General features: G+C 64.2%; 14 protein-coding genes. 6 read left to right on the top strand and 8 right to left on the bottom strand.

The annotated features are described in order from the left end of the window. Nucleotides 1-24: 24 nt before the first annotated feature. A complete protein-coding gene (gene glyA, locus EHW12_RS21095; RefSeq protein ID WP_003945195.1) occupies nt 25-1332 on the bottom strand; it encodes a serine hydroxymethyltransferase in 1308 nt (435 codons plus the stop codon). 76 nt (nt 1333-1408) lie between these two features. Further along, nucleotides 1409-2605, bottom strand: coding sequence for a hypothetical protein (locus tag EHW12_RS21100; RefSeq protein ID WP_054782059.1), 1197 nt, complete (start codon nt 2603-2605; stop codon nt 1409-1411). 172 nt (nt 2606-2777) lie between these two features. Here EHW12_RS21100 and coaA point away from each other — a divergent pair, with 172 nt between their 5' ends. Continuing rightward, nucleotides 2778-3710 carry a type I pantothenate kinase gene (gene coaA / locus EHW12_RS21105; protein ID WP_003945270.1) on the top strand — a complete coding sequence of 311 codons (933 nt, stop codon included), beginning with the start codon at nt 2778-2780 and terminating at the stop codon, nt 3708-3710. A 6-nt stretch (nt 3711-3716) separates the two neighbouring features. On the opposite strand, the gene EHW12_RS21110 is transcribed toward coaA, so the two are convergent. Then, nucleotides 3717-4484, bottom strand: coding sequence for an isoprenyl transferase (locus EHW12_RS21110; RefSeq protein WP_003945211.1), 768 nt, complete (start codon nt 4482-4484; stop codon nt 3717-3719). 172 nt (nt 4485-4656) lie between these two features. On the opposite strand from EHW12_RS21110, the gene EHW12_RS21115 reads away from it, so the two are divergent. After that, nucleotides 4657-5325, top strand: coding sequence for a hemolysin III family protein (locus tag EHW12_RS21115; protein ID WP_058037248.1), 669 nt, complete (start codon nt 4657-4659; stop codon nt 5323-5325). Here EHW12_RS21115 and EHW12_RS21120 read toward each other — a convergent pair. The 3 genes from EHW12_RS21120 to mca are packed head-to-tail and all read right to left on the bottom strand — an operon-like array spanning nt 5292 to nt 8528. Further along, entirely contained in the window at nt 5292-7319 is a 2028-nt protein-coding gene (locus EHW12_RS21120) for a thioredoxin domain-containing protein (RefSeq protein WP_125051669.1), read from the bottom strand. The genes EHW12_RS21115 and EHW12_RS21120 overlap by 34 nt on opposite strands. A gap of 19 nt (nt 7320-7338) precedes the next feature. After that, complete coding sequence (locus tag EHW12_RS21125; RefSeq protein ID WP_125051671.1) at nt 7339-7653, bottom strand: hypothetical protein; 315 nt, start codon at nt 7651-7653, stop codon at nt 7339-7341. Beyond that, entirely contained in the window at nt 7650-8528 is an 879-nt protein-coding gene (gene mca / locus EHW12_RS21130) for a mycothiol conjugate amidase Mca (RefSeq protein ID WP_125052692.1), read from the bottom strand. The genes EHW12_RS21125 and mca overlap by 4 nt, the downstream gene beginning before the upstream one ends. A 302-nt stretch (nt 8529-8830) precedes the next feature. Between mca and EHW12_RS21135 the strand changes: the two genes are divergently transcribed. Next, nucleotides 8831-9256, top strand: coding sequence for a DUF4307 domain-containing protein (locus EHW12_RS21135; protein WP_164490595.1), 426 nt, complete (start codon nt 8831-8833; stop codon nt 9254-9256). A gap of 227 nt (nt 9257-9483) precedes the next feature. Continuing rightward, complete coding sequence (gene greA / locus EHW12_RS21140) at nt 9484-9978, top strand: transcription elongation factor GreA (protein ID WP_007726385.1); 495 nt, start codon at nt 9484-9486, stop codon at nt 9976-9978. 88 nt (nt 9979-10066) lie between these two features. Here the strand turns inward: greA and EHW12_RS21145 are convergent, their stop codons facing one another. Next, entirely contained in the window at nt 10067-11167 is a 1101-nt protein-coding gene (locus EHW12_RS21145; RefSeq protein WP_003943296.1) for a C40 family peptidase, read from the bottom strand. 205 nt (nt 11168-11372) lie between these two features. On the opposite strand from EHW12_RS21145, the gene EHW12_RS21150 reads away from it, so the two are divergent. Both EHW12_RS21150 and EHW12_RS21155 read left to right on the top strand, forming a co-directional pair. Further along, nucleotides 11373-11618: a hypothetical protein gene (locus EHW12_RS21150; protein ID WP_153211881.1), complete on the top strand. Its 246-nt coding sequence runs from the start codon at nt 11373-11375 to the stop codon at nt 11616-11618. Further along, a complete protein-coding gene (locus EHW12_RS21155; RefSeq protein WP_003943281.1) occupies nt 11615-12409 on the top strand; it encodes an FAD:protein FMN transferase in 795 nt (264 codons plus the stop codon). Before EHW12_RS21150 ends, EHW12_RS21155 begins: the two co-directional genes overlap by 4 nt. 6 nt (nt 12410-12415) lie before the next feature. On the opposite strand, the gene ilvA is transcribed toward EHW12_RS21155, so the two are convergent. After that, nucleotides 12416-13579 (bottom strand): threonine ammonia-lyase, encoded by a 1164-nt coding sequence (gene ilvA / locus EHW12_RS21160; RefSeq protein WP_223304414.1) that lies wholly within the window; start codon nt 13577-13579, stop codon nt 12416-12418. Nucleotides 13580-13678: the final 99 nt, after the last annotated feature.

Here is a 13678-nt window from a genome sequence, read left to right on the forward strand (position 1 = left end):
ACCGGGCCGTCGGTGAAGGAATTCCTAGACGTTCTTGCTGAGCAGGCCCCAGTTCTCGAGACCGTCGTACAGCGGAAGGTCGAGAGCGAGCTTGGCGACGCGCGCACGCAGCGCCGGCAGATCCGCGTTGCCGGCCAGAGCGGTACCGATGATGTCGGCGACCTCGGTGAACTCGGCATCGCCGAATCCGCGAGTGGCCAACGCTGCGGTACCGATACGCAGACCGGAGGTGGTCATCGGCGGGCGGGGATCGAACGGAACAGCGTTGCGGTTGACCGTGATGCCGATTTCGTGCAGAAGGTCCTCACCCTGCTGGCCGTCGAGCTGCGAGTTACGCAGGTCCACGAGCACGAGGTGGACGTCAGTGCCGCCGGTCAGGACGCTGATGCCCTGGTCTGCGACGTCCTTGTTGCCCAGACGCTCGGCAAGGATGCGCGCACCGGAAAGGGTGCGTGCCTGACGATCCTTGAACTCTTCACCGGCAGCGATCTTGAAGGTGACTGCCTTGGCCGCGATGGCGTGCATGAGCGGTCCACCCTGCTGACCGGGGAAGACAGCGGAGTTGAGCTTCTTGGCCCACTCTTTCTTCGCCAGGATCAGGCCCGAACGCGGACCACCGAGGGTCTTGTGGACGGTCGAGGAGACGACGTCTGCGTACGGGACGGGCGACGGGTGCAGTCCTGCCGCAACCAGTCCGGCGAAGTGAGCCATGTCCACCCACAGGTACGCCCCGACCTCGTCGGCGATCGCGCGGAACGCCGCGAAGTCCTGCTGACGCGGGTACGCGGACCAGCCGGCAACGATGACCTTCGGCTTCTCGGCGAGGGCGATCGAGCGCACCTCGTCCATGTCGATGCGGTGATCTTCCTTGCTGACGCCGTAGGACGCGACGTCGTACAACTTGCCGGAGAAGTTGAGCTTCATGCCGTGCGTGAGGTGACCGCCGTGTGCAAGGTCGAGGCCGAGCAGCTTCTCACCCGGGTTCATCAGTGCCATCAGAACAGCAGCGTTGGCCTGTGCGCCCGAGTGCGGCTGAACGTTCGCGAACTCTGCACCGAAGAGTTCCTTCGCACGGTTGCGCGCCAGATCCTCGATGACGTCGACGTGCTCGCAACCGCCGTAGTAACGACGTCCCGGGTAGCCCTCGGCGTACTTGTTGGTCAGGACGCTGCCCTGAGCCTGCAGAACCGAGCGGGGAACGAAGTTCTCCGACGCGATCATCTCGAGCGTGTCGCGCTGACGAGCCAATTCACCAGCCATCGCCTCGGCGACTTCGGGGTCGAGTTCGGCGAGTGATGCAGAGTTGACGTCGGAGCCGGGCACAGCGGTCATCGAGGAATCTCCAAGCTGGATGCGGAAACGAATGCGTCCAGTCTACGAAGTTCGCTCCCGCCGTCTCCACCCGGCACTAGGCAGCACGCAGAGAGCTGGGGACCAGCGGCTCGTCGAGCAGCCTGCGGAAGCGTTCGGTGCGCTCCGCGCCCACCGGCACCTCGTCCAGCCAGCCCCCGAGCAGCCGGTATCCCTCGACATACGTGCTGGTGTATGCCCGCCACAGCGGCGAAGACAGGAACTTGAGCGATTGGCGAGCGCGTTCCGGCGTCGACAGCGACCACCGTTCGAGGAACAGCGCCACGTCGTCGAGGCTGCGCCCCTCGTCGTGCAACATCAGCGCCGCATCCTGCCGGACACTCAGCAGTTGCCCCGACGCGGCGGAGAGCCGTTGCGCCTTTTCCCCGTCGAAAGACAAGCCGAGGTCGGCGTAGATGTCCTGCGCCCACAAACCCCAGTCCGGGCCGACAATCGCTTCCAGCGCCAAATCCGCGAGGCCTTCGGCCATGATGCACTGCGGCGTGTTGACCAGGAACAGTGTCTGCTCGAGCTGGCCCGAACCGACCAGACCGGCTTCCTTACGGCAATGCTCGGTGTGATGGCCGGGGTAGGACTCGTGCGCGATCAGCCGCGGTAGGTTGGCCATGAACTGCGGCAGATCCGAATTGATCGCAACCTTGGAGCGGTAGTCACCGAGGTAGTAGTTGAAGCCGGACCACGGCTTGTCCCCCACCACTTCGTATTCGACGGTTTCCGACGCGGGAAGCCCGAACGTGCCGCGGACCAGATCGCGCAGCGCACTCGACATTGCCTCGACGCATTCGTTCAGTTTCGCCGCGGGGATCTCGTCGTCCTTGCGATGGGCCTGCACCCGCTGCGCCAGCGGTCCCGGACCGGGCAGAACTTCACCCATCAACCGGTGAGCGTCGCTGTAGGCGTCCTCGTTTCCCTTCTCGATTCGGACGTCGAAGTACGCCTCGACCTCGTCCACGAAGCCGATGTCATCACCCGCGAACTTGCGCCCGGAGCATTCCAGGGCGCGAAGGTGTACGTCGACGAAGTGGGCGCGTTCGGCATTCAGACCACTTCCGGCCAACTCGCCCCGCAATTCACGTGCCGTGCGGGCAAGTTCACGCGGATCGGGCTTCGGGGCGCTCTCGATCTGCTTACGCAGCGCCGGGTCACCGGTGAATGCGTCGACGAACCCGTCTTCGAGACGGTCGAAACCCAGTCCGAGCAGCAGGTATTGGCGAACAAGTGTGTCTGGATCCATAACGACCGAGCCTAGTCGCTCGCTCCGGAATGCCACCCGGCGAAAGTCCCGGACGTGGCACCGAGCACAATCCGACTATGCACTCGGATCGTGCGCACACGCGCCTGGCTTGCTCGCATAGCTGTTTCGTCCGCCGGGCCCCGGGTTCACTACGTGCCGGTGAGCTGGGCTGATGGCGCGCACCAACGAATCGAGTCCCTACGTCGAGTTCGATCGCAAGCAGTGGCGGACACTGCGTAAGTCGACGCCGCTGGTGTTGACCGAGGACGAGTTGTACGGCCTGCGTGGTCTCGGCGAGCAGATCGATCTCGAAGAAGTTGCCGAGGTTTATCTCCCCCTTGCACGTCTGATCCACCTGCAGGTGGCGGCACGCCAACGACTGTTCGCGGCCACCGCGACCTTCCTCGGTGAGAAGCATCCCGACCGTCAAGTGCCCTTCGTCATCGGTGTCGCCGGTTCGGTCGCGGTCGGAAAATCCACGACTGCTCGTGTGCTGCAAGCTCTCCTGGCCCGCTGGGATCACCATCCACGCGTCGACCTCGTCACCACGGACGGATTCCTCTATCCGACCAGGGAACTCCAGCGTCGGGGCATCATGCACCGCAAGGGTTTTCCCGAAAGCTACGATCGCCGCAAGCTGTTGCGCTTCGTCACCGAAGTCAAGTCCGGGGCGGAAGAGGTAGCGGCACCGGTCTATTCGCACACGTCGTACGACATCATCCCGGGCCAGTACCACCTGATCCGCCAGCCCGACATCCTCATCATCGAGGGCCTCAACGTCCTGCAGACCGGCCCGCGTCTGATGGTCTCCGATCTGTTCGACTTCTCGATCTACGTCGACGCCCGCATCGAGGACATCGAAGCCTGGTACATCCAGCGGTTCCTCGCGCTACGCAACACGTCGTTCGCCGATCCGAACGCCCACTTTCACCACTACTCCGGCCTCTCCGACCGTGACGCGACCATCGCGGCGAAGGAGATCTGGAACTCGATCAATCACCCGAACCTGGTGGAGAACATTCTCCCCACCCGTCCCCGCGCAACCCTGGTGCTGCGCAAGGACGCCGACCACACGATCAACCGGCTGCGGCTGCGCAAGCTCTGAGACGGCTCAGGCGCCGAACCGGCGGTGGCGCGCCGCGTAATCGCGCAAGGCTCGAAGAAAGTCGACTCGACGGAACTCGGGCCAGTACGCCTCGGTGAACCAGATCTCCGAATAGGCGCTCTGCCACAACAGGAATCCGGAGAGCCGCTGCTCGCCGGAGGTGCGGATCACCAGATCCGGATCGGGCTGTCCCGACGTGTACAGATGCCCGTCGATGCCGTCGACCGTGACGGCCTGGATCAGTTCGTCTCCGCTCAGGCCCGCACCGATCTTGTCGCGCAGGAGCGATTGGACGGCGTCGGCGATCTCCTGACGCCCGCCGTATCCGATCGCGACGTTGACATGTGTCCCGGTTCGGCCGCTCGTCCCCGCCGCCGCTTCCCGCAAGCGCCTGGACTGCTCGGGAGGCAGAAGATCGAGAGCCCCGACGATCTGCACACTCCAGTTCTTGCCGGGCCCGGAGATCTCTTCGACGACGTCGGTGATGATTTCGAGGAGGGTGTCGAGCTCTTCCGGCTCGCGGCGCAGGTTCTCGGTCGAGAGCAGGTAGATGGTTGCCATCTCGATTCCGGCGGCGTCGCACCACTCGAGCAATTCGGCAATTTTGAGCGCGCCCATGCGGTGCCCGTGACTGACATCGGTGAAGCCGTTCTCGCGAGCCCATCGCCGATTTCCGTCACACATCACCGCTACGTGCCGTGGGTGCGCGAGACCGTCGAGATGACTGAGGAGTCGTCGCTCGTAGATGCTGTACAGCAGTCCGCGCAGATTCACCGTGACATCACCATGGTGTCAAAGACTACGCCCGGCAGTGACAGCCACATGCGAGCGCCGTCACGCTTTTTGTACGCGTCGAAAACCCGCAGGTAGGTTATGCTACTGATGCGTAACCTACGGTACCGTAGGTTACGCGGTTGGCAACAGTACGGAACGAGAGGGGTTGCACATGACGGCATTCGGGCTCGAAGAGCTTCCGGTCAAACCACGCATGCGCGGTTGGATCCATCTGTGGGCGCTCGGTGTCTCCGTCGTCGCGGGCATCGTTCTCGTCTCCGTAGCCGGCGCTCAGGTCGGCGCCAAAGCGGCTTGGGCGACCGCGATCTACAGCGTCACGATCTGTGGCCTCTTCGGCATCAGCGCGACGTATCACCGCATCCAGTGGCAGACGGTCAAGGGCCGTACGTGGATGAAGCGTGCGGACCATTCGATGATCTTTCTCTTCATCGCCGGCAGCTACACACCGTTCGCCATGCTCGGCCTCCCGACTCACACCGGCAAGATCATCCTCGCGATCGTGTGGGCAGGCGCGCTCGCCGGCGTCGCACTCAAGATGCTCTGGCCCACCGCCCCGAAATGGGTGGGAGTCCCGCTCTACCTGCTCCTCGGTTGGGCGATCGTTCCCGTGGTCGGTGAACTGACGCACCAGGTCGGTGTGGCGCCGATGGTGCTGCTGCTCGTCGGCGGAATCTTCTACAGCGTCGGCGCAATTCTGTACGCGACGAAATGGCCAAACCCGTGGCCCACGACGTTCGGGCATCACGAGTTCTTCCACGCCGCGACGGTCGTCGCAGCGATCTGCCACTACATCGCGGTATGGCTCGTCGTGTTCAACTGACTCGCCAGTTCCACCACCGTCGTCACCGGCCGATCACACACGAATCCCCGACAGATGTACGCGGCTTCACCTCCGTCGACGAGGGGTCGATCTGCAAGCAGCGGTGAAGAATCCGGGGCACCCCCGACAACCACTGCACCACCCGGCGCAAGCTGGCGGGCATCGGCCAACAGCGAACCTTCCCCGACGACGGCCACCTGTATCGGACCACGCAACGACGCTTCCGCCACCGCGAGCCAGTGCCCCGCCGACCGAGGCGCACGCTCGAGCGGCAGCGTGGCCCTCGCCAGCGCGTCCGCCGCGGCCTGGGCGTAACGAGAAGAGCGCTCGGCATCGGTCAACGCCGCTGCGGTCAACAGAGCCTCCGCGACGCTCGACGCACCGGACGGCGTCGCGCCGTCCAACGGGTCTCGGGGCCGAGTCACGAGCGACTCCGCGAAATCGGCCGTGTCGAACCAGCTTCCCGGCTCGGCCGGATCAGCGAAGTGGTCGACAGTGACGTCGAGCAACTGCTGCGCCGCATCGAGCCACCGCGCCAATCCCGTTGCCTGGTATAGAGCCAGGAGGCCGGTGGCCAACATTGCGTAATCCTCGAGCACACCCGTCGGGGCGCCGACAGCCCCGCCGAGGGAAGCACGACGCAAGTGACCGTCCACCAGGTGAAGGTCGAGAAGAGCGCCTGCGCACTCGGCCGCCGCGGTGATCCAGTCGGGTCGGTCCAGGGCAAGTCCCGCTTCCGTCAAGGCCGTGACGGTCAGCCCGTTCCAGGCCGTCACCACCTTGTCGTCGCGGCCGGGCTGTGGACGCTGAGCCCGGACGGCGCGTAGAGCGTCGGAGACCGTCTGCCAGCGCGACCAGTCGTCGGGGTCACGGAGCAACTGCAGTACCGACGCACCCTCTTCGAAGGTTCCGGTATCGGTGACCCGGAACAACTCCGACGCCCACTGCCCGTCCTCCGCGCCGAGAATCTCGACCAGCTGCGTCGGCGTCCATACGTACGTGAGGCCTTCGACGCCGTCGGTGTCGGCATCGAGAGCCGAAGCGAAGCAACCGTTCTCGGTCAGCAGATCGGAGAGCAGGAACCTTGCGGTCTCCTCGGTGACGCGAGTGGCGAGGTCCGATCCGGTGCGCCGCGCCCAGTGCGCGTAGAACCGCAGGAGCAGCGCATTGTCGTAGAGCATCTTCTCGAAGTGCGGAACCACCCACTCGGCATCGACCGAGTACCGCGAGAAACCGCCACCCAACTGGTCGTAGATCCCGCCACGTGCCATTGCTTCGGCGGTGCGCTCGATGCCGCCGAGGATCTCGCCCGAACCCGTTCGCTCGTACTGTCGGAGCAGCCCCTCCAGTAGTGCCGACGGTGGAAACTTCGGTGCCCCACCGAATCCCCCGCGCGGGACGTCCTCGTCGCCGAGGATCGACCGGCCCGCCGCGTTCAGCAGCTCGGCGTCGATGGGTGCTCCGCCGTACGGAATCCCGCCCGACGCGCGCTGAAGTTCCGTGACGATCGACTGCGCCGCGTTGTCGACCTCGTCGCGCCGATTCGTGAAGGTGTCGACTATCGCTTCGAGAAGCTGTGTGAACGAAGGCATTCCGCCGCGAGGCGTCGGCGGGTAGTACGTGCCGCAGTAGAACGGTGAACCGTCGGGAGTCAGGAAACAGGTCATGGGCCAGCCGCCCTGGCCGGTCATCGCAACCGTCGCATTCATGTAGACGGCGTCGATGTCGGGACGTTCTTCTCGGTCCACCTTCACACAGACGAAGTTCGCGTTCATGACGGCCGCGATCTCGTCGTTCTCGAACGACTCGTGCGCCATGACGTGGCACCAGTGGCACGCCGAGTATCCGATCGAGAGGAGAATCGGCACGTTGCGCTCGCGCGCCCACTCCATCGCTTCTTCGCCCCACTGTTGCCAGTGGACCGGATTGTCGGCGTGCTGACGCAGGTAAGGGCTCGAGGACCCACCCAGGTTGTTCCGCATCCGTGGGTCCATCGCCACTACCTCGTTCGTCTCAGGATTCTTGCTTGGGCTTCTTCTCGGTAGAGACGTTGGGTTCCGCCGGGCTCGGAGCAGTGATAGCTCCCCGGTCGGTGCCTTCGTCTGCCTGCTGATCGAGTTCGGGATGATCCGGTTCGAACGTCTCCGGCAGCTTCTTGAGCTGGCGGTTCATCGACCGAACCAGGAGGATCACACCGATGAGCAGCGCAAGAATCACCAGCAGGCCGACCGGAGACGACTTTCCGAACTCCGGGCCGGATGGGTTACTCGGGGTCTGAGCAAGAAATTGTGTGGTGCCGAGAACTACCTCGACGGACAGAGCATTCACTTCTGAGCGTCCTCTTCGAGACCTGCGAACAGGTCGGTTTCCGGAATGGACGTGGTGACCCGCGTCTTGGCGAGCTCGAATTCCTCGGTGGGCCAGATCTTCTGCTGAATGTCGAGCGGCACAGCGAAGAACGAACCGTTGGGATCGATCTGCGTCGCGTGTGCGCGCAGAGCATCGTCACGCTGGGGAAAGTAGTCGCCGCACGTGACCTGAGTGGTCACCCGGACCATCATGTCGCCGCGTTCGGTCTTCCACTTCTTGAGCCAGTCCGCCATCGGGAACGGATCTCCGCGACGCTCGTACTCCTCCTGGAAGAGTTCGAGGCGCTTACGGATGAATCCGTGCGAGTAGTAGACCTTCTTGATTTCCCACGGCTGACCGTCCTCGGGGAAGTACTCGGGATCGGCGGCGGCTTCGTAGGCTGCCATCGTCACCTCGTGGCACCGGATGTGATCCGGGTGCGGGTATCCGCCGTTCTCGTCGTACGTCGTGACGACGTGGGGACGGAACTCGCGAATCACCTTGACCAGAGCGCGCGTCGACTCTTCGAGCGGAACGAGGGCGAAGCACCCTTCGGGCAGCGGCGGAAGAGGGTCGCCCTCGGGAAGCCCGGAATCGACGAAACCGAGCCAGCGCTGCTTCACGCCCAGGATGCGAGCGGCCTCGGCCATCTCCTCCTGGCGAACTTCGCTGATTCGATCGCGGACACCGGGAACGTCCATGGCCGGGTTGAGAATGTCGCCACGCTCACCCCCGGTGAGCGTCAGGACCATCACTTCGTGGCCTTCGGCTGCATAACGGGCGGTGGTGGCCGCACCCTTGCTCGACTCGTCGTCGGGATGGGCATGGACGGCCATGAGCCGGAATCCGCTCACGTGTTCGTTCACCTCAACTTCACCTGTAGCCGTTGCCGGCAGTTCACCTGTAGCCGTCACCGGCGTTCACCTGTAGCCGTCACCGGCAGTCTTCGAATCACACGCTGTGCACCGCTCGGATTACTCCGGGCCGTTGCCGTCAAACGTACCGACTGCCGACAAACCTACCGACGGCGCGACGGGATACGTCCTCTATAGTTCCACCCGAGAGTTCCTGGCGCAGCCGTGACCCCTTCGGTAATCCGGCGGGACACAGTCAGTTGCTGCACGACACGCGAACTCGAGTCTTCGAGAGCAGAGTGATGAGCAAACCGCTTCCCCAAGATCGGTACCCGAGCACAACTCGCACGGGCAGTCCCCGCAAGTGGATGGTGTGGGCTCTGACCGCTCTCGTCATCGTCGTAGGCGGCGGAATCTCGTACTACGCGTACGGAAAATTTGCGGTCAAGGAAATCGAGACCGAGACCATCTCGTTCGACATCGCCAACGACTCCACGGTGAAGATCCGTTTCACCGTCACACGCGACGACTCGTCGCGTGAAGCGATGTGCATCGTGCGCGCACGCTCGAAGGACGGCTCCGAAACCGGTCGACGTGAGGTCTACGTCCCGTCGTCGGAACATCAGACCCTCGAGTTCAACACCGAGGTCAAGACGTCCCAGCCGCCAGGCATGGCCGACGTCTACGGCTGCAGCTTCGACGTTCCGGAGTACCTGACCAAGAGCTGACCTCGGAACGCACCCACCCTGCCGGACGTTTGACGCCGGACAGGGCGGGTAGTCATGCGTGATAGAATTGCCCGATACACGGTTCCGGGTGGAACCGTGTATTGCTGCATTGACGCAAGGTTTGACGGCAAGGTTGCATCCCTGGTGGTGCTTCTGTGTCGTTGTTCGCTGCTGTTGCAGCGATCGTCGAGGGAGCCCCCGGCTCCGACTACTAGGGAGTGATCGAGATGACCGAGACCCAGGTGACCTGGCTTACCCAGGAATCACATGACAGGCTCAAGAACGAACTCGACCAGCTCATCGCCAATCGCCCGGTCATCGCCGCCGAGATCAACGAGCGTCGCGAAGAGGGCGACCTGAAGGAGAACGGCGGCTACCACGCTGCCCGCGAAGAGCAGGGTCAGCAGGAAGCCCGCATTCGCCAGCTCCAGGAGCTGCTGAACAGCGCAAAGGTCGGCGAGGCCCCCACTCAGTCCGGTGTCGCACTGCCCGGATCCGTAGTCAAGGTCTACTACGACGGCGACGAGAGTGACACCGAGACGTTCCTGATCGCTACCCGCGAAGAAGGCGCACGTGACGCCAAGCTCGAGGTCTACTCGCCGAACTCACCGCTGGGCGGCGCGCTGCTCGAAGCCAAGGTCGGCGACACGCGTGAGTACAACCTGCCCAACGGCAGCACCATGAAGGTCACGCTGCTGAGCGCGGAGCCTTACCACAGCTGATCGGCTGTACCAGCTCTGAAAAGAAGCGCCACCCGACTCGGTCGGGTGGCGCTTCTTGCTCTGTCGACGCTCGCCGTTTCCTGCCCACTCACACCACGCGGCGAGCCTTCATGCCGGCGAAGATCGGGCCGACCTTCACCACGTCGCCGAACGTGGGTGCGTGAAGCATCTGACCGTTGCCGACGTAGATCGCCACGTGGCCGGGGCCGCCTGCCTGCCAGTTGCCGAACAACAGGTCACCGGGCTGCGCCTGATCCAGCGGGATCTCGACGCCGACACCCCACTGCGTCTCCGAGGTCCGGGGCAGAGTCACCCCGGTGGCCGCGTGGATCGCGTACGACGTCAGCCCCGAGCAGTCGAACCCGCCCATCGACGGCCCGTTGATGTTTCCGCCACCCCACACGTACGGCAATCCGAGAAACTTCAGACCGGCCTCGACGACGCCGCCCACCGCTGCGGCGAGGTTGTTGTAGTCGAAGGGCGCAAGCATCAGGGCGAACGAGTCCTGCAACGATTTGATCTGGGCGACGAACGGAGCGGCGACCGCCTGCTCCGCAGGAACCTCGCCCGACTTGTCTGCCGGAACGCCGCCCGCTTCGCGAACTGCGTCCGGCCCGACGTCGTAGGCAGCGAGCGCGAGGTCGACGGTATCGCCCTCGACCTCACCGGACTTCTGCCAGGACTGCGCTTGCTTCACGAGATCGCACAACCGGTATCCGGTTGTCATCACCGGATCGGCAACGCCCAGGATGTCCATCTTTCCGTCGCCGTCACCGTCCTTGCCGTATGCCGTCCACGCTGCGGTGGTGAAGCGGCCAGGCCCGCGCCCACCTTCCGGTGAGATGTCGGTATCGGGTCCGTACTTGAATCCGTTCTCGACCGAGTACAGCGAGGCGATCACCGCGGGCGTGATCTCCGAGCACAGAGCACCGGCCTTTTTGATCCACGGCGCGAACACTGCCACCGCTCCCACGGGCGCCAATGTCGCTCCCGGAAAGTTGGAGGGTACGGAAGGCACGATTCCCTCAGGTGTGTCCTGAGTTCGTGCCGGTCCGTTCCAGGCTGCAAGTGAGACTGCAGCATTCGAAGACTCGTTCTTCTCGACTTGTGCGGGCGCTCCGAGAGTTCCACTCATCACGCCCAGTGCGGTGCCGATCGACACAGCGATCGCCAGGACACCGACTGCCATCCGAACCTCCGATAAACCTCTGAAAATCCATGTACGTGGTCGTACCCGAAACTTGTCGGTGCGAACATCTACTCTTTCGAACATGCATTCGACACGGCTCAGTCTCGCGACTCCTGTAACCAATGTCTCATTTATCTCGGCGGGCGTTACGCAAATGACTACAGACGCCAAGGCTTTTCTCAGGTTCGGCGTGCAAGCTGAGTCCATGAGCGACGATCGGCCACGACCCGCCCGGGGACGCACTACGGTGTATCGACCCGTTCGCCTCGCCCTCGCAGCCACGGCTGTGGCGGGAGCACTCGCAAGCGGCGGACTTTCACTCGTTTCTTCTCCCACTGCCACGGCACTCGCGCCGGACACGTCGGCTTCTCACACCAAGAATCCCGTAGCGAAGCGGCCCGTCGTGGTCGCCGGATTCGGAACCCCGGACGCCGTCTCCAACGGTTCGTGAGTACTCCGCGCTCGGCCTCCGAGTGGCTCACGTGGGGGGTTCAGGCCCGGGTCGTCGTCACCGACCCTGAAGTCCTTCCCTCCGCGGCCAGCCTGGTTCGCGGGTACCTCACCGCTGCCGACGCCGCCACCAATCGAGATCGTGCCGACTCCGAGATTCGTACCTATGTCAGCGCCGCGAGCAACGTCGACGGCGTCGCCGTGACCCCGATGTTCGCGCACTTCCTCGAAGACGCGTTGGCTGTCGCACGACTGACCGACGGCAAACTCACGCCGACGGCCGGGTCGGCAGACCCTCACTCCTGGTGGAAGATTCGCGTCGAGAACAACCGCGTGTACAGCCCGGACGACGTCGTTCTCGATCTGTCCGCGACGGCCCGCGCCAGTTCAGCGGACCACTGTGCCGCGTCCACTGCGACTCTTCTCGGGTGTGGCGTGCTGGTCGGCCTCGGCGGGGACATCGCGGTTGCCGGCCCGGCGCCGGAAGACGGCTGGCAGATTCAGGTGCAAGACCTGCCCGGCGACCCGACCTGCCAGGTAGCACTTCCGTCCGACTGCGGGATCGCCACGGCCAGCACCGTCAAGCCACTGCACCGCGAATCGACGGCGACGCCGATGTGGCGCACGGTGTCGGTGATTGCATCCTCCTGCGCCCAGGCCGCCGCATTCAGTCGGGTTGCGGTCGGCATGGGCGGTTCGGCCATCGACTGGCTACATCAACTCGACGTACCCGCCAGGCTGGTCGACCAGGAGTACCGCGTGACGGTTCTGGGCGGCTGGCCTGACGAGTAACTCGCCTCAGTTCTGCAGTCGTACTGCGTAACCGGCGCGGTCGAAGGCCGTCAGAAGTTCCGCCTTGTTGTCCGGACCACGCGTCTCGACGGTGAGGAAGACTTCCACTTCGTCGAGTGCAAGTTCGCCACCGGTACGGGAATGGATGACATCGACCACGCTGGCGCCGTTCGCTCGAACCACTTCGAGCAACGAGACCAGTGCGCCCGGCCGATCGTCGATGGTGATGTGAACGCCGAGGAACCGTCCGGCCGCTCGCAGACCGTGCGAGATGACGTGCGTGAGAAGTAGCGGATCGATGTTGCCGCCGGAAAGCACGGCGCACACCGGCCCTGTCAGTCCCAGCTCCTCCGGAGTACAGGTCATCAAGGCCGCGACGGCCGCGACGCCGGCCGGTTCGACGATGAGCTTGGCGCGTTCGAGGCACAGCAGGAGCGCTTTGGACAGCGCTTCCTCGCTGACCGTCACCACGGCGTCGACATGGGCGGCAACTTCGGCGAACGGAACCTCGCCCGGGCAGCCAACGGCGATACCGTCTGCCATCGTGGACATCGACGCCAAGGCGGTCGGCTTCCCGGCTGCCAACGACGCCGGCCAGGCAGCCGCGGTCTCGGCCTGCACTCCGACGATGCGGACCTGCGGGCGCACAGCTTTGACGGCTGCAGCCACTCCCGCGATCAACCCGCCGCCGCCGGTGGGAACGAGGATCGTGCCGACCTCAGGCAGTTGCTCGAGGATTTCGAGCCCCACAGTCCCCTGCCCCGCCACGACGTCCTCGTGGTCGAACGGGTGGACCAGAACTGCTCCGGTTCGGTCCGCGAATTCGCGAGCGGCCACGAGCGCTTCGTCGACAGTCGAACCGTGCAGGTGGACCTGAGCTCCATATGCCTTGGTGGCCACCAACTTCGGCAGCGGCGCACCCGTCGGCATGAAGACGGTCGACTTGATTCCCAATTCTGTTGCAGACCAGGCAACTCCCTGCGCATGGTTACCGGCACTGGCCGCCACCACGCCCGCTGCCCGTTCCTCTGCGGAAAGATTGGCAATGCGATTGTACGCACCGCGCGGTTTGAAAGAGCCGGTGCGCTGCAGATTTTCACATTTCAAACTCACGGCGAAGCCGGTGGTTTCGGACAACACTCGCGAGGCCACGACCGGGGTGCGTCGCATGACCGGGGCGAGCAGTTGCTGTGCAGCCTTTATCTGTTCGAGATTCACGCATGCCTCCAGAAAGTGCGCCTCCACACCCTCGTGAGGTGTGAAGGCGCA

The sequence above is a fragment of the Rhodococcus sp. NJ-530 genome, from assembly GCF_003860625.1.
GTDB lineage: Bacteria > Actinomycetota > Actinomycetes > Mycobacteriales > Mycobacteriaceae > Rhodococcus_F > Rhodococcus_F qingshengii.